General features: G+C 60.1%; 21 protein-coding genes. 10 read left to right on the forward strand and 11 right to left on the reverse strand.

Annotated elements, in window-relative coordinates:
* Positions 1-158 precede the first annotated feature (158 nt).
* Together ACN0Q0_RS05465 and ACN0Q0_RS05470 are read left to right on the forward strand one after the other, a co-directional pair.
* Entirely contained in the window at positions 159-917 is a 759-nt protein-coding gene (locus ACN0Q0_RS05465) for a VacJ family lipoprotein (protein WP_417242363.1), read from the forward strand.
* Positions 910-1,503, forward strand: a complete 594-nt coding sequence (locus tag ACN0Q0_RS05470; RefSeq protein WP_417242364.1) for an MlaC/ttg2D family ABC transporter substrate-binding protein — start codon at positions 910-912, stop codon at positions 1,501-1,503. The genes ACN0Q0_RS05465 and ACN0Q0_RS05470 overlap by 8 nt, the downstream gene beginning before the upstream one ends.
* Positions 1,504-1,588: 85 nt before the next feature.
* Here ACN0Q0_RS05470 and ACN0Q0_RS05475 read toward each other — a convergent pair whose 3' ends face one another.
* The gene (locus tag ACN0Q0_RS05475) at positions 1,589-3,766 is read right to left on the reverse strand and encodes a transglycosylase domain-containing protein (protein WP_417242365.1); all 2,178 of its coding nucleotides are present in this window, start codon (positions 3,764-3,766) and stop codon (positions 1,589-1,591) included.
* Between the two features lie 280 nt (positions 3,767-4,046).
* On the opposite strand from ACN0Q0_RS05475, the gene ACN0Q0_RS05480 reads away from it, so the two are divergent.
* The 3 genes from ACN0Q0_RS05480 to ACN0Q0_RS05490 all read left to right on the forward strand — a co-directional run bounded on the left by ACN0Q0_RS05480 (position 4,047) and on the right by ACN0Q0_RS05490 (position 6,698).
* Positions 4,047-4,385 (forward strand): P-II family nitrogen regulator, encoded by a 339-nt coding sequence (locus ACN0Q0_RS05480; protein ID WP_417242366.1) that lies wholly within the window; start codon positions 4,047-4,049, stop codon positions 4,383-4,385.
* A 38-nt stretch (positions 4,386-4,423) separates the two neighbouring features.
* Positions 4,424-5,752, forward strand: coding sequence for an ammonium transporter (locus tag ACN0Q0_RS05485; RefSeq protein ID WP_417242367.1), 1,329 nt, complete (start codon positions 4,424-4,426; stop codon positions 5,750-5,752).
* Positions 5,753-5,900: 148 nt separating this feature from the next.
* A complete protein-coding gene (locus ACN0Q0_RS05490) occupies positions 5,901-6,698 on the forward strand; it encodes a hypothetical protein (RefSeq protein WP_417242368.1) in 798 nt (265 codons plus the stop codon).
* Between the two features lie 80 nt (positions 6,699-6,778).
* Here ACN0Q0_RS05490 and ACN0Q0_RS05495 read toward each other — a convergent pair whose 3' ends face one another.
* From ACN0Q0_RS05495 to smpB, 3 genes are all read right to left on the reverse strand, one after another.
* The gene (locus ACN0Q0_RS05495) at positions 6,779-7,963 is read right to left on the reverse strand and encodes an aromatic amino acid transaminase (protein ID WP_417242453.1); all 1,185 of its coding nucleotides are present in this window, start codon (positions 7,961-7,963) and stop codon (positions 6,779-6,781) included.
* A complete protein-coding gene (gene sseA, locus ACN0Q0_RS05500) occupies positions 7,963-8,817 on the reverse strand; it encodes a 3-mercaptopyruvate sulfurtransferase (RefSeq protein WP_417242369.1) in 855 nt (284 codons plus the stop codon). Before sseA ends, ACN0Q0_RS05495 begins: the two co-directional genes overlap by 1 nt.
* An 88-nt stretch (positions 8,818-8,905) precedes the next feature.
* Positions 8,906-9,385 carry an SsrA-binding protein SmpB gene (gene smpB / locus ACN0Q0_RS05505; RefSeq protein ID WP_417242370.1) on the reverse strand — a complete coding sequence of 160 codons (480 nt, stop codon included), beginning with the start codon at positions 9,383-9,385 and terminating at the stop codon, positions 8,906-8,908.
* 94 nt (positions 9,386-9,479) lie between these two features.
* On the opposite strand from smpB, the gene ACN0Q0_RS05510 reads away from it, so the two are divergent.
* Complete coding sequence (locus ACN0Q0_RS05510; protein ID WP_417242371.1) at positions 9,480-9,965, forward strand: ion channel; 486 nt, start codon at positions 9,480-9,482, stop codon at positions 9,963-9,965.
* Between the two features lie 60 nt (positions 9,966-10,025).
* Here ACN0Q0_RS05510 and dapA read toward each other — a convergent pair whose 3' ends face one another.
* The gene (dapA, locus tag ACN0Q0_RS05515; RefSeq protein ID WP_417242372.1) at positions 10,026-10,898 is read right to left on the reverse strand and encodes a 4-hydroxy-tetrahydrodipicolinate synthase; all 873 of its coding nucleotides are present in this window, start codon (positions 10,896-10,898) and stop codon (positions 10,026-10,028) included.
* A 181-nt stretch (positions 10,899-11,079) separates the two neighbouring features.
* On the opposite strand from dapA, the gene ACN0Q0_RS05520 reads away from it, so the two are divergent.
* Complete coding sequence (locus ACN0Q0_RS05520) at positions 11,080-13,020, forward strand: lytic transglycosylase domain-containing protein (RefSeq protein ID WP_417242373.1); 1,941 nt, start codon at positions 11,080-11,082, stop codon at positions 13,018-13,020.
* On the opposite strand, the gene ACN0Q0_RS05525 is transcribed toward ACN0Q0_RS05520, so the two are convergent.
* Positions 13,007-13,906 (reverse strand): DMT family transporter, encoded by a 900-nt coding sequence (locus ACN0Q0_RS05525; protein WP_417242374.1) that lies wholly within the window; start codon positions 13,904-13,906, stop codon positions 13,007-13,009. The two genes, ACN0Q0_RS05520 and ACN0Q0_RS05525, sit on opposite strands and share 14 nt — an antisense overlap.
* On the reverse strand, positions 13,903-14,568 hold the full coding sequence (gene mnmD / locus ACN0Q0_RS05530; RefSeq protein ID WP_417242375.1) for a tRNA (5-methylaminomethyl-2-thiouridine)(34)-methyltransferase MnmD: 666 nt from the start codon (positions 14,566-14,568) through the stop codon (positions 13,903-13,905). The genes ACN0Q0_RS05525 and mnmD overlap by 4 nt, the downstream gene beginning before the upstream one ends.
* A gap of 77 nt (positions 14,569-14,645) precedes the next feature.
* Between mnmD and ACN0Q0_RS05535 the strand changes: the two genes are divergently transcribed.
* Positions 14,646-15,698, forward strand: a complete 1,053-nt coding sequence (locus ACN0Q0_RS05535; protein ID WP_417242454.1) for an NAD(P)/FAD-dependent oxidoreductase — start codon at positions 14,646-14,648, stop codon at positions 15,696-15,698.
* Between the two features lie 13 nt (positions 15,699-15,711).
* Here ACN0Q0_RS05535 and cobO read toward each other — a convergent pair whose 3' ends face one another.
* The 4 genes from cobO to ACN0Q0_RS05555 all read right to left on the reverse strand — a co-directional run bounded on the left by cobO (position 15,712) and on the right by ACN0Q0_RS05555 (position 18,739).
* Positions 15,712-16,326, reverse strand: coding sequence for a cob(I)yrinic acid a,c-diamide adenosyltransferase (cobO, locus tag ACN0Q0_RS05540; RefSeq protein ID WP_417242376.1), 615 nt, complete (start codon positions 16,324-16,326; stop codon positions 15,712-15,714).
* A 10-nt stretch (positions 16,327-16,336) separates the two neighbouring features.
* The gene (locus tag ACN0Q0_RS05545; protein ID WP_417242377.1) at positions 16,337-17,053 is read right to left on the reverse strand and encodes an LrgB family protein; all 717 of its coding nucleotides are present in this window, start codon (positions 17,051-17,053) and stop codon (positions 16,337-16,339) included.
* Complete coding sequence (locus ACN0Q0_RS05550) at positions 17,050-17,412, reverse strand: CidA/LrgA family protein (RefSeq protein WP_417242378.1); 363 nt, start codon at positions 17,410-17,412, stop codon at positions 17,050-17,052. Before ACN0Q0_RS05550 ends, ACN0Q0_RS05545 begins: the two co-directional genes overlap by 4 nt.
* A 121-nt stretch (positions 17,413-17,533) precedes the next feature.
* Positions 17,534-18,739 (reverse strand): TsoY family (seleno)protein, encoded by a 1,206-nt coding sequence (locus ACN0Q0_RS05555; protein ID WP_417242379.1) that lies wholly within the window; start codon positions 18,737-18,739, stop codon positions 17,534-17,536.
* Between the two features lie 247 nt (positions 18,740-18,986).
* On the opposite strand from ACN0Q0_RS05555, the gene ACN0Q0_RS05560 reads away from it, so the two are divergent.
* Together ACN0Q0_RS05560 and ACN0Q0_RS05565 are read left to right on the forward strand one after the other, a co-directional pair.
* The gene (locus ACN0Q0_RS05560; protein WP_417242380.1) at positions 18,987-19,805 is read left to right on the forward strand and encodes an MOSC domain-containing protein; all 819 of its coding nucleotides are present in this window, start codon (positions 18,987-18,989) and stop codon (positions 19,803-19,805) included.
* A gap of 64 nt (positions 19,806-19,869) precedes the next feature.
* Positions 19,870-20,220, forward strand: coding sequence for a hypothetical protein (locus tag ACN0Q0_RS05565; protein ID WP_417242381.1), 351 nt, complete (start codon positions 19,870-19,872; stop codon positions 20,218-20,220).
* The last annotated feature ends 5 nt before the right edge of the window (positions 20,221-20,225 follow it).

The following is a 20,225-nucleotide window of genomic DNA, read 5'->3' on the forward strand; positions in this document are numbered from 1 at the left end:
AATGCACAATGCACCTAAAGAGGTGTTGATTATCGGTCACACGACTATGCGACATAGTGTGTAAATATTGGCCTTACGGGCATAGGCGCGTAGGGTCACCCTTTGGGCCACTCGGCTCGTATATCGATGCTTAAGCGTGGGCCATTATGTTTGCCAATATGAAAAAACTGATCTTTCCTCTCGTGGTCACGGCGTCACTCGCCGGTTGTGCGGCTCCGGCGCCGGTGGATGGCATTGCCGATCCCTATGAGGTGACGAACCGTAAAATCCACGCGCTGAACGTGTCGGCGGACCGTGCGCTTATCAAGCCCGCGTCGACCGCCTATGGCACCCTTGTCCCCGCGCCGGTGGTCAGCGGGATCACGAATGTCTCTCGCACGCTGTCCCTGCCGGGAGTGGTGGTGAACAATGTTTTGCAACTGCGCATTGATGAAGCGATCTACAACACGCTGCGGTTCACCGTGAACGCGACCTTTGGCATCGGCGGCCTTCTGGATGTGGCGGGGGCATTCGGCCTTGATGAACATGACACCGATTTTGGCGAAACCCTGCACCGGTGGGGCGTGGGCGAAGGCAGCTATGTCGTGTTGCCACTTTACGGCCCGTCGACACAGCGTGATGCATTCGGCCTTTTGGTCGATATTGCTCTTGATCCTGTGTCACTCCTTGAAACGGGGATAAAAGACTACAAGTTACCTCTGACAGTCGCGGGTCTGGCGGATGCACGGTATCGTTACTCTGATCTGTATGAATCGGTGGTGTATGACAGCGCAGATAGCTACGCGCTCATGCGTGTGACCTATCTCGACAAGCGGCGCTACGAATTGATCGCGCCCTTGGGCGGGGCAAAAGATGACACAGGTGGCGCCAATGGCGGTGCCGTCACATATGACATTTACGAGGACTTCTATGAGTAATCCCATGTTTCAACGCCGCGCGGTTCTAACCGGCCTGTCAGCCCTCGCCGTCACGGCGTTTATGCCTTTGCCGTCGTTTGCATTCTCGGCGGGGCAGGCCGATGCGCTCATCCAGAAAACCGTGGCGGAAATCAACACCATCATCAATTCGGGGAAATCCGAAACGGCGATGTACGGCGATTTCGAGCGCGTTTTGGTGACATATGCCGATGTCCCGTCGATCGCACGATCCGCACTTGGGCCTGCTGCCCGCTCGGCATCCTCGGCGGAACTCGGGGCGTTTACCAAAGCGTTTCAGGGCTATCTGTCACGCAAATACGGGTCGCGGTTCCGCGAATTTATCGGTGGCCGCATCGAAGTGAAATCGACGCAAAAGGTCAATTCGATCTATGATGTGCGCTGTATCTCGATCCTGCGGGGCGAACCCCCGTTCGAGATCAGCTTCATCGTCCATGACGCCTCTGGCCGTTTCATCGATTTGCAAATCGAAGGTATTTCCCTGCTCAAATCCGAGCGGGCCGAAATCGGTGCGATGCTCGATAAATCGGGCGGCTCAATCGCCAAACTGACGGCCGCGTTGAAATAACGGCCCTGACCGATCAGCAATCCGGAAAGGCGCGAGGGTCAATCCCCGCGCCTTTTTATGTGGAGTCGGCGCGGTTGTACGCGGATTAGTTCCCCGTTCCAAAAATCGCGCCAAGCAAATCACGCAGCACGTTGTCTGCCTTGTCATGGTTTTGTTGTTGCCCTGACCCTGATTGCGCAACGTTTGGCTGGGTGCCCACAGTGGGCGGCTCAGACGGACGGATCATGGGCAGAGGTTTGGGGTCAAGCCCCGCCATCACCCGTGTCATGGTTTCATGCCAGATCTCGGCCGGAAGGCCGCTGCCCGTGACGCCTGTCAGGGGCGTGTTGTCGTCATACCCCATCCAGACGCCGGCAACGTAATCGGCAGTAAAGCCCATGAACCAGGCATCGCGGGCGGCTTGGGTGGTGCCGGTTTTGCCCGCCACCTCAATCCCGTCAAGTTGCGCCCGCGCACCCGTCCCGTTCTGGACCACGTTGTACATCATGTAGATGAGCTGTTGTGCGCTTTCGGGCGTGATGACGCGCTCGCCAAGGCCGCCGTCCTGCCCCATGAGCGGGGTCTCGTCGCCCTTGAGCCGGAGCGATTTCAACCCGTAGGGTGCCACGGAAGAGCCGCCGTTGAGGATGCCGGCATAGGCCCCTGTCATCTCCAGAAGTGTCGTCTCGGATGCGCCAAGCGCAAGGGCGGGACCTTGGGCCAGATCGCTCTCGATGCCGAACATCTGTGCGACCGTACGTACGTTTTCTAACCCTGCGTCCATTGCGAGTTTCACGGCGGGAATGTTGAAACTGTTGCGCAGGGCATCGGTGAGCGTCACCGCGCCGTGGAATTTCCGGTCGTAGTTTTGCGGGGTCCATTCGCCCGACCCGGGGATGTCGAGGGTAAGCGGCTCGTCGACGATCACACTGTCGTAGGACCATCCCAGATCAAGGGCGGTGGCATAGACAAAGGGTTTGAACGCTGATCCGGGTTGGCGCTTGGCTTGGGTTGCGCGGTTGAAGGCGCCCGACACCTTGAGCTTGCGCCCGCCGACCATGCCGCGCACAGCGCCATCGGCACTCATCACCACGATTGCCGCTTGCGCCTTTGACCCCTCGCGGACTTTGTTCTCGAAAATATAGGTCAGCGCGTCCTCGGCGGCGGTCTGGATGCGTTGGTCGAGTGTGGTGTCGATCACGACGTCTTCGGTGGTGTCGCGGGTGAGGAAATCGGGGCCTGCGCCCATCACCCAATCGGCAAAATATCCGCCCGCGCGTTTTTCGGCGGTGTCGGACAATTCGGCGGGGTGGGCCTTTGCCTCGGCCCGTTCGGCATCCGTGATAAACCCCTCCTGATTCATCAACAGCAGAACAATGCCCGCCCGTTCTTGTGACCGTGTAAGGTTGTTGGTGGGCGCATAGCGCGACGGTGCGGTGAGCAACCCCGCCAACATGGCGCTTTCCGCGATGTTCACGTCTGCGGCGGATTTGTCAAAATAGCGCTGTGCGGCGGCTTCGAACCCGTTTGCCCCCGCACCAAGATAGGCGCGGTTCATATAGATGGAGAGAATTTCGTCCTTGGAATAGCGCGCTTCCATCGCCATCGCGTAAACGACTTCCTTGAGCTTGCGCGCAATAGTGCCTTCGCGGCAATCGGCCTCATAGGCGGTTTGGTCGTCCCATTTTTTCGGATCGAATGGCACGCCGAGGCACAAAAGTTTGGCCACCTGTTGCGTCAGTGTGGACCCGCCGTGACCCGACAGCGGGCCGCGCCCCTCGCTCAGGTTGATTTTGACCGCAGAGGCGATGCCGCGCGGAGAGACCCCGAAGTGACCGTAGAACCGGCGGTCCTCGGTGGCGACAATGGCGTTCTTGAGATGGGGCGAGACGGTGTCGGTCGTGATCTGGCCGCCGAACTGTTCGCCGCGCCACGCAAAAACCGATCCGTTACGGTCCAGTAATGTGACCGACCCGCGGGCGCGTCCATCGAGCAACTCCGTGAGGGGGGGCAATGTGGTGTAAAGGTAGCCAACCGACACCCCGAGCACGAGGGCCACGATAAGCGCGGTGCGCGAGGTGATGACCCAAAGCACCCGTAGGATCCATCGCACAAACCCCGCAATGACGCGCACAACAAAGGGCTGTGTGCTTTGGCGTTTCGGGGCGGCCCGCTTTTTCTTGGCGGGGGCGCGTTTGGGTTTCGGGGTCGTCCCTGCCTTGCTGTCCGCCGCGTATCGGCGCTCAGCGACAAGTTTCCCCCGTCCGCGTTTTTGTCCAGTCATATGCTCTGCTCGGCTGCTGTTTGCGGTCTGGGCCGCGTTTACTCACGCGCACAATACTAAGGCATGCCGTGAATGTAGAGGGGGTTGAGTCGGCTCCGCGCCTTTGTTTTGCGCCCAAGAAGTGTGCGAAGCGCACAAATTGTATAATTTTTGGGCGTTAATGTCTGTTTTCACGTCGCCGCCTCCACTGCCCTTTCTTGTGGACGCGCCTTTGTCGCCCTTTGGTAAGCCCATGGCTGCCGCTGGAGGCAGGCGCCCGCTTAATCGGAAGGGGAATAACGTGAAACTGATTATTGCTGCAATCAAGCCGTTCAAGCTTGAAGAGGTCCGCGAAGCACTCACCGGCATCGGTGTGCGCGGAATGATGGTAACCGAGATCAAGGGCTTTGGCTCACAATCCGGTCACACCGAAATTTACCGTGGTGCTGAATACGCCGTGAATTTCGTCCCGAAGGTCAAATTGGAGATCGTGGTCGCAGATGCGATGGCGGATCAGGTTGTCGAAACCATCGCCACCACCGCCAAGACCGACAAGATCGGCGACGGCAAGATTTTTGTCCTCGATGTGGAAGGCGCTGTGCGCGTCCGTACCGGCGAGACCAACGACGACGCGGTTTAACCCGCGTGCGCCATTAGAGACGAAAAGGACTATCCAAAATGAAACTCACCAAACTTGTATCTGCCTCTGCGGTTGCCTGTGTGCTTCCTCTTATGGCCTTTGCGCAGGACGCCGAAGCGGCTGCGCCGACCTTTGACGAAATCGGCCCTTACATTATGACAACCCTGTTGTTCCTCATCGGCGGCTTTCTCGTCATGTGGATGGCCGCAGGTTTCGCAATGCTCGAAGCGGGGCTTGTGCGCTCCAAGAACGTTGCAACCCAACTGACCAAAAACGTCGCCCTGTTTGCGATTGCCTCCATCATGTACTGGCTCATCGGGTTCGGCATTATGTATCCAGGTGAATGGGTGATCGAAGGCATCATGGGTCCATGGTTCTCTGTTACATCGCTTGAGCCTGTTGGCCTTGCCGCCGCAGACGCGTCGCTTGACTACGCCTCTGTTGCCTCCGACTTCTTCTTTCAGTTGATGTTCTGTGCGACCACCGCGTCCATCGTGTCCGGTACACTGGCCGAACGTATCAAACTCTGGCCCTTCCTGATCTTCACGGCTGCCCTGACCGGCATTATCTACCCGATCGAAGCGTCCTGGCAGTGGGGTGGTGGCTTCTTGTCCGAAATGGGGTTCTCCGACTTCGCAGGTTCGACCCTCGTTCACGCCGCAGGTGGCTTTGCAGCCCTCGCAGGGGCCATCGTTCTCGGCCCGCGCATCGGCAAATACAAAGACGGCCGTGTTCACCCGATGCCCGGGTCCAACCTTGCCCTCGCAACTCTCGGTACGTTCATCCTGTGGCTCGGTTGGTTCGGCTTTAACGGTGGCTCGCAGCTCGCAGCCGGCACCGTTGGCGACATCACCGACGTTGGCCGCATCTTTGCCAATACCAACATGGCCGCAGCCTCCGGCGCACTCGTTGCCCTGATCCTGACCCAGGTTGTCTACGGCAAAGTCGACCTCACCATGGTGCTCAACGGCGCTCTCGCGGGCCTCGTATCCATCACGGCGGAACCCCTTGCCCCGTCACTTTTCATGGCTTTGATCATCGGTGGCATCGGTGGCGGTATCGTGGTCTTTGCAGTGCCGATGCTCGACAAACTGAAAATCGACGATGTCGTGGGCGCCATCCCTGTTCACCTCATCGCCGGTATCTGGGGCACCCTTGCGGTTCCGCTTACCAATGATGGCACGTCCTTTGTGACCCAATTCATCGGTGTTGCTGCGGTTGGTGGTTTTGTCTTCGTTGTCTCCTTGATCCTCTGGACCGTCCTCAAAGCGACAATGGGCATCCGCGTCTCCGAGGAATCCGAGATCACAGGGCTTGATAAAGCGGAACTGGGCATGGAAGCCTACCCTGAGTTCAGCAACGGCTGATCCCCGCTCCGACACGGACATGACACAGACCCGGGCAAGCGATTGCCCGGGTTTTCCGCCTGAAATATCAAAGAGTGTGAAAGCAGAAACGAAATCTCAACCATGTTGATCCACCTTACGGGCAAATGCTCCGTCTCCCGAGGATCACATGACCCGCAAGAATTGCGCCCTAACGATTGCCGCCGCTGTGACATTTGCGGCCACCGCTCACGCAGAGCCGATGTCCTTACTCTCGGGAAACGTGTTGCCACGTGCCACGGCAAGCCTCATGGCGGCCTCGTCGCGGCCCCTGCCGGTTTCCTTTCGCGAGGCCGAACCCCGCAGCCCGAGCCTGTTTTCGGGCCGCGAAAAAGGCACGTTTTTCGCGCCGCACCCACCACGCGAAGAGGTGGCCCCGAAACGTCCCACCGTCGGATTGGCGCATATGGAGCCGCAAAAAGATGTGGAATATATCCGTCAGATCATTGGCAAGGCGGAATCGCGGCGCGATGGCTATGACGCGGTACAACACGGGGCCAAACGCAAAACGCCCAAACGCCCGACGGCCATGACGCTCGGGGAAATCTTTGCGTGGATCAAGGACACGCCAGGACAACCGCACGCCATTGGCCGCTATCAGTTCATTCCCAAAACCCTGGCGCGGGTTGTCACGGAACTGGACCTCGGACCGGAGGTCATGTTTTCCCCCGCGGTTCAGGATCGCCTGTCCGATGTCCTGTTGGAGGAGGCGGGGTTGGAGGCGATGCGACTGGGGGCGATGTCGCGCAAATCGTTCATGAACAACCTCGCCAAAATCTGGGCGGGGCTGCCGACATCGAGCGGAAAATCCTACTACCACGGCCACGCGGGCAATCGCTCCACGGTGACATGGGCCGAATTCGACCGCCACATGGCACGGGCCTTTCCCGAAAAGGTCGCGCAAAATGACGTCCCTGCCCAAAAATAGGCGCAGGAAAAACCATCGGCCAAATAGCAAAACGGCGCCCCGTGAGGCGCCGCTTGTTTTAGGTCGAGCCGTCCCTGACCCTATTTACAGGTCTTCGCCACAGCCGTGGCCAAAAGCGGTACGGTCTCGGCGTTGAGGCCCGCGATGTTCAGGCGGCTGTCGCCCACCATATAGATGCCGAACTCTTCGCGGATTTTCAGAACTTCCTCGGGGCTTGCGCCAATGCGCGAGAACATGCCGCGGTGCTGTCCAACGAAATCAAACCGGTCGGAATTTGTCTGTTGGCGCAATTCATCGGCAAGCTGTGTGCGCAGGCCAAGCATCCCCGAACGCACTTCTTCCAATTCCGCCATCCAGTCCGCTTTCAGGGCGTCGTCGCCCAGGATCATCGTGACCAAACGTGCCCCGTGATCGGGCGGGAAGGAATAGTTCTGGCGGTTGAGAAAGTTCAACGTGCCTTGTGTCACGGCGGTATTCTCCGCCGTTTCGGACATCGCCATCAGGCACCCCGTGCGCTCGCGATAAATGCCGAAATTCTTGGAACAGGATGCGGCAATGAGCATCTCGGGCAGCTTTGCCGCCAACAAGCGGGTTGCCGCAGCGTCCTCTTCGAGACCGTCCCCGAAGCCCTGATAGGCGATATCAACAAGCGCAATCGCGCCCTTTTCCACGATCAGATCGGCCACAACGTCGAACTGTTCCAACGTCAGGTTCGCGCCTGTCGGGTTGTGACAGCAGCCGTGCAGCAACACCATGTCGCCGGCCTGAACACCCTTAAGGCTGTCCATCATCGCGTCGAAATCCACGGTACAGGTTGCGGCGTCGAAATAGGCGTATTCTTTGTTGTCGAGTCCCATGAATTTGAGAATTGATACGTGGTTTGGCCATGTCGGGTTCGAGGTCCAGACGGTGCCTTCGGGGTTGGCCAGTTTCATCAACTCGAACGCCTGACGGAGCGCGCCCGTCCCACCCGGGGTGGCAATGGCCCCGACGCGGGCATGATCAACGCTATCCGCCAACACGAGCGACTTCATCGCGGCCCCAAACGCAGGGTCCCCCGACAGCGCGGTGTAGGACTTGGTCGTCTCGGCGGACCACAACTGTTTTTCGGCGGCTTTGACGGCCCGCATGATGGGGGTGTGGCCCGAGGCGTCTTTGTACACGCCAACGCCAAGATCGATCTTGGTCTCGCGCGGATCATCGCGGTACAGCGCCATAAGGGCCAGAATTTTGTCTTCGGGTTGTGGTTTGAGTGTGTTCAGCATCATGCTTCTCCGGTTGCGACCCGCAGGTCGCCATACATGCCCCATTCCGCCCAGCTGCCATCGTAGAGTGCGTATTTCACGCCGATGCGCTCAAGCGCGAGACCAAGAATTGCGGCGGTTGCCCCCGACCCGCAGGTCGTGATCGCCGGTTTCGTCAAATCGACCCCTGCGCGCTCGAAAATAAGCCGCAACTCGCCGGGGTTTTTCATCGTGCCGTTGTCCTCCAACACCGCCGTGAACGGAACGTTGCGGGAATTCGGGATGTGGCCGGAACGCAGGCCCGCACGCGGTTCGGGTGCCTCGCCTTTGAACCGGTCGGCGGGGCGGGCGTCGATGATGACATGATCGCCCAACTTGGCCGAGGCCGCCACCTGTGTCACGTCACGCACCAGATCGGGACGTTCGTTCGGCACCATGTGACGGTCACGGATCACGGGCGGTTCGGCGGTGACATCGCGCCCTTCGCGGATCCACTTGGGCAGACCGCCGTCGAGCACGGCAACATTGTCCTGACCGAAATATTTGAACATCCACCACACACGTGGTGCGGAAAAAATACCCATACCGTCGTAGACAACAACCTGATGGCCGTCGCCAATGCCAAGGGCGCGCATCCGCGACAGGAATTTTTCGACGGGCGGCAACATATGGGGCAGCGCACTACGGGCGTCGCACACATCATCGATGTCGACATAGCGGGCGCCCGCGATATGCGCCGCGGCATATTCCGCTTTGGGGTCACGGTTCATATGGGGCAGATACCAACTCGCATCGATCAAACGCAGATCGGGAGATTTCAGGTTATCGGCCAACCAATCGGTGGACACGAGAGTTTTGGGATCGGATTGAGACATTGACCCTACGATATGTAGCTAAAAACGCGTAACTTGCCATAGCGTTTGGACCGGACATGCGCAAGCAATGCGTGACAAAAGTGCGCCGTTAATCGCCGTGCTTGAGCAGACGCTGTTTTTGACGGCCCCAATCGCGCTTGGCTTCGGTGGCGCGTTTGTCGTGGTTCTTTTTGCCCTTGGCGATGCCGAGTTTGATCTTCACGCGGCCCTTATGGTTGAAATACATCACCAACGGGACGAGCGTCATCCCCTGACGCCCCGTGGCCTGACCAAGGCGCGAGAGCTCGCGTTTGGACACCAACAGTTTGCGCTTGGCGCGTTCCTCGTGGGGGAACATCGCCTGTTGATACGGCGCGATATAGGAGTTGGTGAGAAACAGCTCGCCATCGTCAATGGAGGCATAGCTTTCCGCGATATTGGATTGGCCTACGCGCAGGGATTTCACCTCGGAGCCGGCCAACTGGATCCCGCATTCTATGTCATCCTCGATGGCATAATCATAGCGTGCGCGCCGGTTCTCGGCGATCACCTTGTAGTTTTTCTCTTCTGCGGTCTGTTTCTTTGCCATGATGGATATGCAGATAAGGGCTCCGTGCGCTCATGTCCACTAGCGCAACGCGCAAAGGCCGCAGTATGGTCGCGAAAATACATACGGAGCGCTGATGTTTATCCAGATCTTTCTCGGGACTGTTTTGATCCTGCTGTCTGTCGTCGTGGCGGCGGTCGGGTTTGGCCTTTATGAACTCGGTCTGCGGCGGGCGCACAAATGGCTCATCACCGAACCGCATGCGCCCAAACTGTTCGTGGTTCTGGCCAGTGCCGTTATCACCGTGTTGTGGATGGTCACGGCGGGAGTGTGGATCTGGACGCTCGCCTTTCGGGGCTTGGGTATGTTTGCCCACCTCGAAGAGGCGCTGTATTTTTCCCTGACGGCCTTCACGACATTGGGGTTCGGTGATCTGTTGTTGCCGCAAGAGTGGCGGTTGCTCGGCGGCATGGCGGCGGTTAACGGATTTCTCAATTTCGGCATGATGACCGCGCTGTTGATCGAGGTGCTCCGCCACGTGCGCCGCAACCAGATCGACGCCCTGCGTCAAGCCCGCGAAGAGGCCGCCAAGAACGCGTTAGGCAGCGGACCCAACCCATAACACCCACCCGTAAAAAAAGGGGGCCGCAGCCCCCTTTGATACCGTGTTTTGGCGGTGACCTTAAAGCAGGCCTGCGTATTCCATCGCCGCTTTGATCTGTGCTTTGGTCGCGTCCGACAGCGGGGTCAGTGGCAAGCGCACCTCGTCCGAACACAGACCCAACAGCGACATGGCATATTTCGCGCCACATACGCCCGGCTCGGCAAAGATCGCGATGTGCAGCGGCATCAACTTGTCGGTCAGCTCAAGCGCCAGGGCATAGTCGCCCGCCTGTGTCGCCTCTTGTACCTGTGCGCACAGCTTTGGCGCGACGTTGGCGGTGACGGAGATACAGCCAACGCCACCCTGCGCGTTATAGCCCACGGCGGTGGGATCCTCGCCCGAGACCTGAACGAACTCCGTGCCGCAGGTGATGCGGGTTTTGCCAACGCGGGCAAGATCGCCCGTGGCATCTTTCACGCCGACAATGCGCGGCAACTTGGCCAGTTCACCCATGGTTTCGGGTGACATGTCGATGACCGAACGGCCGGGAATATTGTAGATAATGATCGGAATGTCGGCGGCATCGTGCAGCGCGGTGAAATGCGCGATCAGGCCCTTTTGGGTCGGCTTGTTGTAATAGGGCGTCACGACGAGAGCAGCATCGGCGCCGACACGCGCGGCGTGTTGGATCAGGCCCAACCCCTCGGCGGTGTTGTTGGACCCTGCGCCCGCGATCACCGGAATGCGGCCTGCGACGGTCTCGACGACCACCTCGATCACCTTTTCATGCTCGGCATGGCTCAACGTGGGGCTCTCGCCCGTTGTGCCAACCGGAACAAGGCCGTGCGAGCCTTGTGCGATGTGCCATTCGACAAGCTTCTTGAGCGTATCAATGTCCAATTCGCCGTTTTTAAACGGCGTCACCAAGGCAGGTATGGATCCTTTGATCATGATGCGCTCCTTTGCGTCTTCGAGATGGGCGTGAGTCGCCCGATTGATTTCGGGCGGAAACTAGCCGCCTTCGCGCACAATGCCAAGAATGTGTCTTGCGCCGCCACCACCCTGCGTTACCCTCGTGATAAATGCGCACCTAAGTCGCAGCCCGATTGATAGAGCAGACACGAAAGACCTTATGCCCCACTTTAGCCCCGTCAAATCAATTCTGGTCGCCTCCGTCCTCTCGGTCGCGGGTGTTTGTGCTGTTGCGTCTCCCGAATCGGACGCCCTGAACGCCGCCGTGAAATTGCGCGCTGCGGGGGATTGGCAAGCGGCGCGGACGACCGCCACGGGGGTCGGGCGCGATGTGATCGAATGGCAATATCTGCGTGCGGGCAAGGGACGGTTTGACGAATGCGCCGCCTTTCTGGAGCGCCACGCCGATTGGCCGGGCCTGCCGCTTCTGGCGGAGAAATGCGAGGCGTCGATTTCGGACGCGGTGAACCCGCGCGATGTGGTGGCCTATTTCAATAACTACCCGCCCCAAACAGGGGCCGGGACCGTGGCGCTGACCCGTGCCTACCAACTCACCGGTGCGGATGGCGATGCGCAGGCACAGGCGGTGATCGGATGGCAAACCCTTGTCATGGACGCCGAAAGCGAAAGCCACCTTCTCACGCAGTTCCCGACCCAGATCGCACCGCACAATCCCGACCGCGCCCGCATGTTGATGTGGCAGGGCAAGTTCAAGGACGCCGCCCGTCTTGGTCCCTATCTGCCCGAGGGGTGGTCCGCGCTGATCGATGCGGTCACGCGCCTGGATGAGGATGCAAACGGTGTCGACGCCGCGATCGAGGCCGTTCCCGCCACCCTTGCGGGCGAGCCGGTTCTGGCGTTCGAGCGGTTTGAATGGCGGGCACGAAAGGGGCGCTATGACGATGCGGTGACCTTGCTTTTGCAACAATCGGTGTCGCGTGAGGCACTTGGAAACCCCTTGGCGTGGGGCGACCGTCGTCGGTCCTTGGCGCGTCAGATGATGCGCGATGGCAAGGCCCAAATCGCCTATTCCGCCGCCGCGCGCCACCATCTCACGCCCGAGGAGGACCACTACGCCGATCTGGAATGGCTCGCGGGCTATATTGCGCTGCGCTATCTCGACGAGCCGCTGACCGCGCTCGACCATTTCAACAAGTTCCGTACATCCGTTGCCACGCCGATCTCACTGGGGCGCGCCGGCTATTGGGAGGGCCGCGCTCTGGAGGCGATGGGGGCCAAGGACGACGCCCTCGCCGCCTACACATTCGGGGCGCAGTTCCAGACGTCGTTTTACGGGCTGCTTGCCGCCGAACGCGCGAGCTTGCCGCTTGATCCTGCCCTGACGGGCGAGGCACGGTTTGCCGATTACAACGGAGCCGCGTTCATGTCGTCCCCGGTCCTCAAGGCCGCGTTGCTGTTGGAGGAGGCGGGGGATTTGCCACAGGCCGCACGGTTCATGCGTCATCTGGGCGAAAGCCTGACACCGCAAGAGTTGGGGCAGTTGTCCGATCTCGCCCTTGACCACCATCCCTATCTCGCTGTTCTCGTCGCGAAATTTGCCGCCGATCAGGGCATTGTTCTCAACCGCGCCTACTATCCGCTGCATGAATTGGCCAAGGCCGATCTGCCCGTCAAACCCGAATTGGCGCTGTCGATTGCGCGGCGCGAAAGCGAGTTCTATCCCGATGCACGATCCTATGTCGGGGCGCGCGGGTTGATGCAGTTGATGCCGCGCACGGGCGAGGCGATGGCGGCCAAGCTCGGGATCGAGGGTTTTGTGGAAAACGATCTGACGGACCCCGTGCTGAACGCCCGCCTTGGGTCGGCCTATCTGGCGCAACTGATCGAGGAGTTCGGCAATAACCTTCCGCTCGTCGCGGTGGGGTATAATGCGGGGCCAACCCGTGCACGCGACTGGATCGCGCGTTACGGTGATCCGCGTGGCGGCGCCGTAGATCCCGTGGACTGGATCGAGCACATCCCGTTTCGCGAGACCCGCAATTACGTGATGCGTGTGGCCGAAAGCGTGCCTGTGTACCACGCCCGCCTGACGGGGGACACGCGCACGATTACACTGTCGCGCGACCTCAAGTCCCGGTAGGCCCCGCGCGACTTGCGCGGCGTGCCACCATTTGTGCGCGTACGAGGGCAAATATCCCCGCGCCGACGACGATGCCCGTGCCAATCGCCACGTTCAGGCGGATAATGTCGCCAAAGAATACGACACCGACGCCCGAGGCAAAGGCCAGTTGCAGATAGGCAAAGGGTTGGATCGCCGAGGCTTCGGACAGTTCATAGGCGCGGATCAACAGGTAGTGACCGAGAATGGCGGAGCCGCCGAGCGTGACCATCCATCCCCAATCGGCGGGGCTCATCGGTTCCCAGAACCACACCCCGATCAGGGTCATCACAATGGCGCCCGAAATGCCGGTGTAGAAAAACGTCACGGCGGCGGGATCTTTGCGTGAGACATAGCGGTTGAGCAGCCCGTAAAGCGCGAACATCGCGGCGGACCCGAGCGGGAAAATCGCGGCGGGGGAGAAAACACCGCTGCCGGGCATGAGGATAATCATCACGCCGAGAAAGCCGATGGCGACCGACAGCCACCGCCGCCACCCGACCCGCTCGCCAAGGATCGGACCCGAGAGCGCGGTGATGATCAGCGGATAGACCGCGAACATGGCGTGGCTCTCGACAAGGCCGAGTTTGACAAAGCCAAGCACCATAACGATGACCTCGACCGCCAAAAGAGCGCCGCGAAAGAACTGTAGTCTGGGCTGTGCGGACTGTGCCGCAAGGCGTAATCCGCCGGCACGCCGCGCCGACCAGACAATGACAAACGCCGCGAAAATCCAATAGCGGATCATGATGACCATAAAGACGTTGTATTGCCCCGCAAGGTGACGTGAGAGCCCGTCCTGAAGCGAGAACAGGAACATCGTGAACACCATGATGATGATGCCCAGACGCGGGTTTTGCTGCGTCATCGCATTGTGCCTTTGCTCATGTGCCGTTTGCGCCCGTACCCTGCGACGCGCGTGACTGTGAACCCTGCGTCCGCCAGTTTGCGGCGCACGTGCCCCGCTGCCGTGTAGGTGGCAAAGGTGCCGCCCTGACCGGTGTGCGCCCCGACGGCCCGCATCATATCGTCGCCCCAAAGCTCGGGATTTTTCTGCGGGGAAAACCCGTCGAGAAACCATGCGTCGGCCTGTCCGTCCCATGCGGCAAGCGTCTCGCGGGCGTCGCCGGTGATGACCTCGACCGCCACATGTCCCACGGTGAATGACCGCGCCCCCTGCGCCCATGCGTCCAGAAACGGCGCGGCGATGGGTTTGACTTCGGGAAAGGCATCGAGCGAGGTTGCGATGTCGGCGGGTGCCATCGGATAGGCCTCGAACGAGGTGAACCGGATCATCTGTGGCCCTTCCCACATCAGGGCAAGGGCGAGCATGTTCAGCCCGGTGCCAAACCCCAGTTCGGCGACATGGAACCCGCCTGTCAGTCGCGCCGGCAAATCGTTGCCCGCCAAAAACACATGGCGTGTTTCCTCAAGCCCCGAAGCATTCGAGAAATACGGATCGTCAAATTGCGTCGAGACAGGGATGACCCCGTCCCGCCATTCGATGCGGGCTGTCTGGTTGTCGGGCATGGGATGCCTTATGAGATAGGGGACGTTTCCCCGATCGTGGGGGCGCGCGCGGCGAAGTGCAATGGGCAAAAGTGCAAATGGGCAAAGCGGATATGACGATCTACGGGGCGGGCGCCTTTGGCCTGTCATGCGGATATGAGGCGGCAAAACGGGGCGCAAAGGTGCGGGTCATTGACCCCTTTGGCGTCGGTGCAGGGTCATCGGGCGGCGTGGTCGGCGCGCTTGCCCCCCACACGCCCGAGCGGTGGAACGACAAGAAAGAGTTCCAGTTCAACAGCCTGATCATGGCCCGTGACCATTGGCCCGCAGTTGAGCAAACGGGCGGCGTCTCGTCGGGCTATGGTCGAACGGGACGGCTGCAAGCGGTGCAAAACGCGCGTCAACTGGATCTGGCGCATCAGCGCACGGCCGATGCGGTGGCGCTGTGGCGCGGCATGGCCACGTGGTCGGTTCTGGACGCGGACGATGTGGCGGCGCGGTTTGCCGGATGGGTGCCCGACAGCCCCACGGGATTTTGGATTTTCGACGACCTGTCCGCGCGACTCAATCCCGCCCGTGCCTGTGCCGCACTTGCCGCGGCCATAACGGCCTTGGGCGGTGAGGTGCTGCGCGAGGGGCTCGAGGATGGCGCGGTGATCCACGCAAGCGGTTGGGCGGGGCTGCAAGCGCTCAACGCCGCTTTCGGGCGCGAGGTCGGAAGCGGCGTCAAGGGACAGGCAATCCTGCTCGACTTTGACATGCGGACCTCACCGCAAATCTACGCCGAAAGCCTGCACATCATCCCGCACAAGGATGGCACAACCGCGATTGGATCGACCTCGGAGCGCGAATTCGACAGCGCCGATCAAACCGATGCCTTGGCCGATGACCTTTTGGCCCGCGCCATCGCGGCGATGCCGCAGATTGCCCACGCCCGCGAGATCAAACGGTGGGCGGGCGTGCGCCCCCGTGCCAAATCCCGTGCGCCGATGTTGGGCGCGTGGCCCGGGCGCACGGGGCATTTCATCGCCAATGGCGGGTTCAAGATTGGCTACGGGATGGCCCCGCTCGCCGCCCGTGGATTGATTGATCTGGTCCTTGAGGGGCGTGATGCCATCCCCGAGGCGTTTCGGGTTGAGGCGAGCCTGTAACGGGACGGCGCCCTTAGAACTCGACGCCTTTCTGGGCTTTTATGCCTGCGCGGAACGGGTGCTTGACCAGTTCCATTTCGGTGACGAGATCCGCGATTTCGATCAGCTCCTCCTTGGCGTTGCGCCCCGTGAGGACAACATGGGTGAGGGGTGGCTTTTCGGCCTGCAAAAACGCCACCACGTCATTGACGTCGATGTAGTCATAGCGCAGCGCAATGTTGATCTCGTCGAGCAAAACCATGCGGTTCTCGGGATTGCGGATCAGCTCCTTTGCCTTTTCCCATGCGGCTTGTGCCATCTCGATGTCGCGGGCCTTGTCCTGGGTTTCCCACGTAAATCCTTCGCCCATTGTGTAGAATTCGCACAACTCGGGGAACTTTGCGGTGATCAGATCGCGCTCGCCGCAATCCATCCCGCCCTTGATGAACTGGACAACGCCTGATTTCATCTCATGCGCGATACAGCGGAAAATCATCCCGAACGCGGCGGAGGATTTGCCCTTGCCCTTGCCCGTGTGGATGATGATCAGACCTTTCTCGTCGATCTTGGTGGCCATGATTTTATCGCGGGCGACTTTCTTTTTGGCCATTTTGGTGGCGTGACGCGCGTGGTCGTTGGTCTCGGTCATAGGGCGTTCCTTAGAGAAAAATCTGCACAAAGATGGGCGCGAGAAGCGCGGTGAGAATGGCGTTGAGCACCATGCCAATTCCGGCAAAGGCCCCCGCCGTGCCGTGGCATTCGAACGCACGGGCGGTGCCGATGCCGTGGGCGGCGACGCCGGTGGCAAAGCCGCGTCCGCGATAGTCGCGTATGCCAAGCAGGTTGTTGACGGGCGTGGTGACAATCGCGCCGATCACGCCGGTGATCAACACAAGGGCCACGGTGAGGGTCGGCAGCCCGCCGATGGCTTCGGCCACGCCGATGGCCACGGGGGAGGTGGCGGATTTGGGAACAAGCGACAAGAGTACATCCCCCCGTAACCCCATCGCCGCCCCGATGGCCACGGCCGCCGCCATTGCGACAAAAGACCCGACAAAGAGCGCGGCCAGTAATGGCACGGCGGCGGATTTCACCTTTTGCCAGTTCTGCCACAACGGAACGGCCAAGGCGACGGTCGCAGGCCCGAGCAAGAAGTGAATGAACTGCGCCCCCTCGAAATAGGTGCGGTAACTGGTGTCGGTCAGCGTCAACAGGGTCGACAGAAGCACCATCGAAATCAGCACGGGATTCACATAGGGCTTGTTGCCCGACAGCCGGAACAACCCGTCACCGATGAGAAACGCGATGATCGTGGCGGTGAGCCATAGCAATTGCCCCTCGGCCAGATAGGACCAGATGTCGAGAATATCGGTCATTGCGGTGTCTCGTCAGGCTGTCCCATGGCGCGGCCCACATATTTGAACGTCAGCGCCCCCGCGCCAATCGCAAGGATGGTCGAGCCCGTAAGGGCGGCGGCGAGGGGCAGGCCGATCTCGGACATCTGGTCGAGATACTGGACAATGCCGACACCCGCAGGGACAAACAAAAGCGACAGGTAGGACAGCACGGTCGCGGCGGTGCCTTCGATCTTTTTGCCGATGGTCGGGCGGATCAGCAACAGCACGGCAAGCAACACCATCCCGATCACAGGGCCGGGGAGGGGCAGCGCGAACACGCGTGCGATGATTTCGCCCAAAAGCTGAAATCCCAAAAACAGTCCCAAATGAATGACCATGCCGCTCTCCCTTCGGTGCTATAGTCGCAGCGGAGCGGGGCGGCATCAAGGGCGCAAACGCATCGACGCGAAAAGGGCGCGCCCCACACGAGACGCGCCCTTTGAAACCGCTGGGAAGGGATTATTCAGCGGGTATGGCGGTGGGGGTGTGTGCCCCGTAGTGTTGCGTGTTCAGGCGGAACACCAGTGCGACCATGGCGAACTGGAATGCGATGGCGATGGCGGTGATCACCCAATAGGTGGTGTCGTATTTGTCGATCATGCCCGCCGCCACGAGGCCCTTGTTGATGAAAAACTGCATCAAAACCGAGAGCGCAACGCCGGGGCAAACCAACGCATAGGACCCTGCGGAGGTTTTGTTGCCGAACACGAAGTCTTTGAAATAGCCCTGACGACGCAACACGGTCAGGCCGAGACCAAGGAACACGAGTTGGATCGAGAGGCCTTTGGCAAGGAACATCAATGTATCCGCATCGGTCGAGTGGCCGTTAAAGGTGGTGTGCAATCCGTGGTCCTGACGCATGAACATGATGGAGAAAATGGTCACGAAGGGGATGATGATCAACAATGTCGGACCGGCCTCTTCGGAGGTGCCGTAGTGCAGCATCGAGTTGAAGGCGGTGACAACCGCAAGCAGCGCATAGATCACGGCGGCGGTGCCCAACAGGGTCGAACCGATCACCGAAATGGCGACAATCCACGGCTGTGTCGACATGGCGGCGGGGGCGGAAAATCCGACGGCGGCCATAATCAGCGCAAAGGAGGGCAACAGTTGCGCAAACGAGTTGTGCGCCGTGACGTCAAAAACGCCGCCTTTGGACAGCACGCGGCCGAGGAAATCGGCGATGGTGCTCAGGGCGTTATAAGCAATCGCGGCGAACGCGATCAGCGCGAGCGGAAAGAGGTATTCGACGATGCTCCACAGCCCCGGCACGAACACAAGACCCGCAATGAACAACCCGTTGACCGACATGGCAAGGGCGAGCGGCATGGCGAGGAGCGTGGTTTCCGCGTTCGATGTGCGCAGCTTTGTATAGCGCTCGGTTTTCTTGAACTGCGCGTAGTGGGACAGGTTCCAAAAGAGCGATTTGAGGTTCAGGTAGACAAAGACGGCGATGCCCGCCACCGCAACGAAGATAGCGAATTTAAGGGCGGTGCCGCCCGTGGCCCATGCCGCCATGATGTCTTCGAACACGGGAACCGAACGGCCGGGGTGGGGGACCCAGAACATCAGGTACATAAAAAACGTCACGGCAAGGCCACCGGCCCCCACGGAGCTCAAAAAGTAGAGCGGCACATAGCTCTCGCTTGCTTTCGAGGTTTTCATTTCGGATCTCCTAAATCACATTCAGTAATTCGAATATAACAAGAGATGTATGCGCACCTTGATCTGGATCAAGTGGGCGGGTGCGATGTCGTTTGACGTAGGGGACGTGCCGCACAGGTCTATGTTTGTCGGGGGATTGCTGATATAGCCCCTGACCAGTCGAAAAAGCTACATTGCATTTTAATCATTTTTAGACTTACTTCAGGTCAAAACGCGATTGGCCTTGGGCCGGACAGTGTGGAGCGCCATGAAACTTTCCAAAATATCGACCTATCCCGTCAAAAGCCTGCCTGCGACGGATCATGCCGCGCGGACTGTCGGGTCTATGGGTGTGGAGGGGGATCGGCGTTGGGCGGTTTTGTATCCAACCGGCGCTGTTGCAACGCGGCGCGAGCTTCCCGAACTGTCGCGGATCTCCGTTGTCGAGATCGAGGACGGGATTTCCATCTCCCACGATGGCGGCCACCTTGAGATTGCTCTCCCGAAGGGAGCCGAGACCACGGCCTTTGTCTTTTCGAACCGGATCGAAGGCGTCGAGGACGCGGGGAATTTCGCGGCGAGCTTTTTGTCGTCCGCCCTTGGCCGGGAAGTGCGGTTGGCCTATTTTCCCGACCGGCCCCTGCGCGCTGTAAATACGGCCTATAGCATCACGCCGCATTTCACCGGATTTGCCGATGGCTACCCGATTTTGATCACCACCAAAGCCTCCCTGATGGCGCTCAACAAGGCTGCGGGCCAGACGTTCGAAATGCGCCGGTTCCGCGCCAATCTGGTGATCGAGGGTGACATCGCGCCGTGGGCCGAGGATACGTGGCGCCGCATCCGGATCGGGTCGACCGTGCTGCGGATCGTCAAGCCCTGTGAGCGTTGCGTGATGACCACACAAGATCCCGATACCGGAGTGCAAACCGACCGCCATGAACCATTGGCGACCCTTGGCAAGCTGCACAGATCCGCGCGGGGGCGCATTATTTTCGGCCAGAACGCGGTCGTCGAAGAGGCCGGTACGGTGGTGCTTGGCGATACGGTCGATGTGTTGGAAACGGGCGCATCCAACCTGTTGTGAGCAGATTGTGCTGCGGGCCGGCCAACGTTAACCTTTTCGTAACCAAGATTTACCACGGTAGGGCATGGAACACATCGCCCCTGTCAAATCATCTGTCCCCCGTGCCCTCATCGTGGCGCTTGGCCTGACGGCTTTGACGGCCTGCGCTCTGGACAGCCCGCAAATCGGCAAGGTTCTGATCACGCCCCAACCCGTGGTGGTGGAGGGCGCGACATTTCGCATCTTTCGCCAAATGGGCGGCGGCGACCGCGTCGAGGCGCACCGCATAAACGTCATGGTCCCACCGCCATCGCGCACCGCCATCGTCGCCAAGGCCGCGATTGCAATCACCCGCGTCACGGGTTGCCCGATCAAGGCGGGCTCGCTCATCGGCGATCAGGCCTTGGTCAAAGCCGAACTGGATTGCCCGATCTAACGCCG

The sequence above is a fragment of the Celeribacter sp. genome (assembly GCF_048259695.1).
In the GTDB taxonomy this organism is placed as follows: Bacteria; Pseudomonadota; Alphaproteobacteria; order Rhodobacterales; family Rhodobacteraceae; genus Celeribacter.

What these genes read in the sequence shown, in the direction of transcription:
- ACN0Q0_RS05465 (WP_417242363.1), top strand. Translation starts at nt 159, where the DNA reads ATGAAAAAACTGATCTTTCCTCTCGTGGTCACGGCGTCACTCGCCGGT.
- ACN0Q0_RS05470 (WP_417242364.1), top strand. Translation starts at nt 910, where the DNA reads ATGAGTAATCCCATGTTTCAACGCCGCGCGGTTCTAACCGGCCTGTCA.
- ACN0Q0_RS05475 (WP_417242365.1), bottom strand. Translation starts at nt 3,766, where the DNA reads ATGACTGGACAAAAACGCGGACGGGGGAAACTTGTCGCTGAGCGCCGA.
- ACN0Q0_RS05485 (WP_417242367.1), top strand. Translation starts at nt 4,424, where the DNA reads ATGAAACTCACCAAACTTGTATCTGCCTCTGCGGTTGCCTGTGTGCTT.
- ACN0Q0_RS05490 (WP_417242368.1), top strand. Translation starts at nt 5,901, where the DNA reads ATGACCCGCAAGAATTGCGCCCTAACGATTGCCGCCGCTGTGACATTT.
- ACN0Q0_RS05495 (WP_417242453.1), bottom strand. Translation starts at nt 7,963, where the DNA reads ATGCTGAACACACTCAAACCACAACCCGAAGACAAAATTCTGGCCCTT.
- sseA (WP_417242369.1), bottom strand. Translation starts at nt 8,817, where the DNA reads ATGTCTCAATCCGATCCCAAAACTCTCGTGTCCACCGATTGGTTGGCC.
- smpB (WP_417242370.1), bottom strand. Translation starts at nt 9,385, where the DNA reads ATGGCAAAGAAACAGACCGCAGAAGAGAAAAACTACAAGGTGATCGCC.
- ACN0Q0_RS05510 (WP_417242371.1), top strand. Translation starts at nt 9,480, where the DNA reads ATGTTTATCCAGATCTTTCTCGGGACTGTTTTGATCCTGCTGTCTGTC.
- dapA (WP_417242372.1), bottom strand. Translation starts at nt 10,898, where the DNA reads ATGATCAAAGGATCCATACCTGCCTTGGTGACGCCGTTTAAAAACGGC.
- ACN0Q0_RS05520 (WP_417242373.1), top strand. Translation starts at nt 11,080, where the DNA reads ATGCCCCACTTTAGCCCCGTCAAATCAATTCTGGTCGCCTCCGTCCTC.
- ACN0Q0_RS05525 (WP_417242374.1), bottom strand. Translation starts at nt 13,906, where the DNA reads ATGACGCAGCAAAACCCGCGTCTGGGCATCATCATCATGGTGTTCACG.
- mnmD (WP_417242375.1), bottom strand. Translation starts at nt 14,568, where the DNA reads ATGCCCGACAACCAGACAGCCCGCATCGAATGGCGGGACGGGGTCATC.
- ACN0Q0_RS05535 (WP_417242454.1), top strand. Translation starts at nt 14,646, where the DNA reads ATGGGCAAAGCGGATATGACGATCTACGGGGCGGGCGCCTTTGGCCTG.
- cobO (WP_417242376.1), bottom strand. Translation starts at nt 16,326, where the DNA reads ATGACCGAGACCAACGACCACGCGCGTCACGCCACCAAAATGGCCAAA.
- ACN0Q0_RS05545 (WP_417242377.1), bottom strand. Translation starts at nt 17,053, where the DNA reads ATGACCGATATTCTCGACATCTGGTCCTATCTGGCCGAGGGGCAATTG.
- ACN0Q0_RS05550 (WP_417242378.1), bottom strand. Translation starts at nt 17,412, where the DNA reads ATGGTCATTCATTTGGGACTGTTTTTGGGATTTCAGCTTTTGGGCGAA.
- ACN0Q0_RS05555 (WP_417242379.1), bottom strand. Translation starts at nt 18,739, where the DNA reads ATGAAAACCTCGAAAGCAAGCGAGAGCTATGTGCCGCTCTACTTTTTG.
- ACN0Q0_RS05560 (WP_417242380.1), top strand. Translation starts at nt 18,987, where the DNA reads ATGAAACTTTCCAAAATATCGACCTATCCCGTCAAAAGCCTGCCTGCG.
- ACN0Q0_RS05565 (WP_417242381.1), top strand. Translation starts at nt 19,870, where the DNA reads ATGGAACACATCGCCCCTGTCAAATCATCTGTCCCCCGTGCCCTCATC.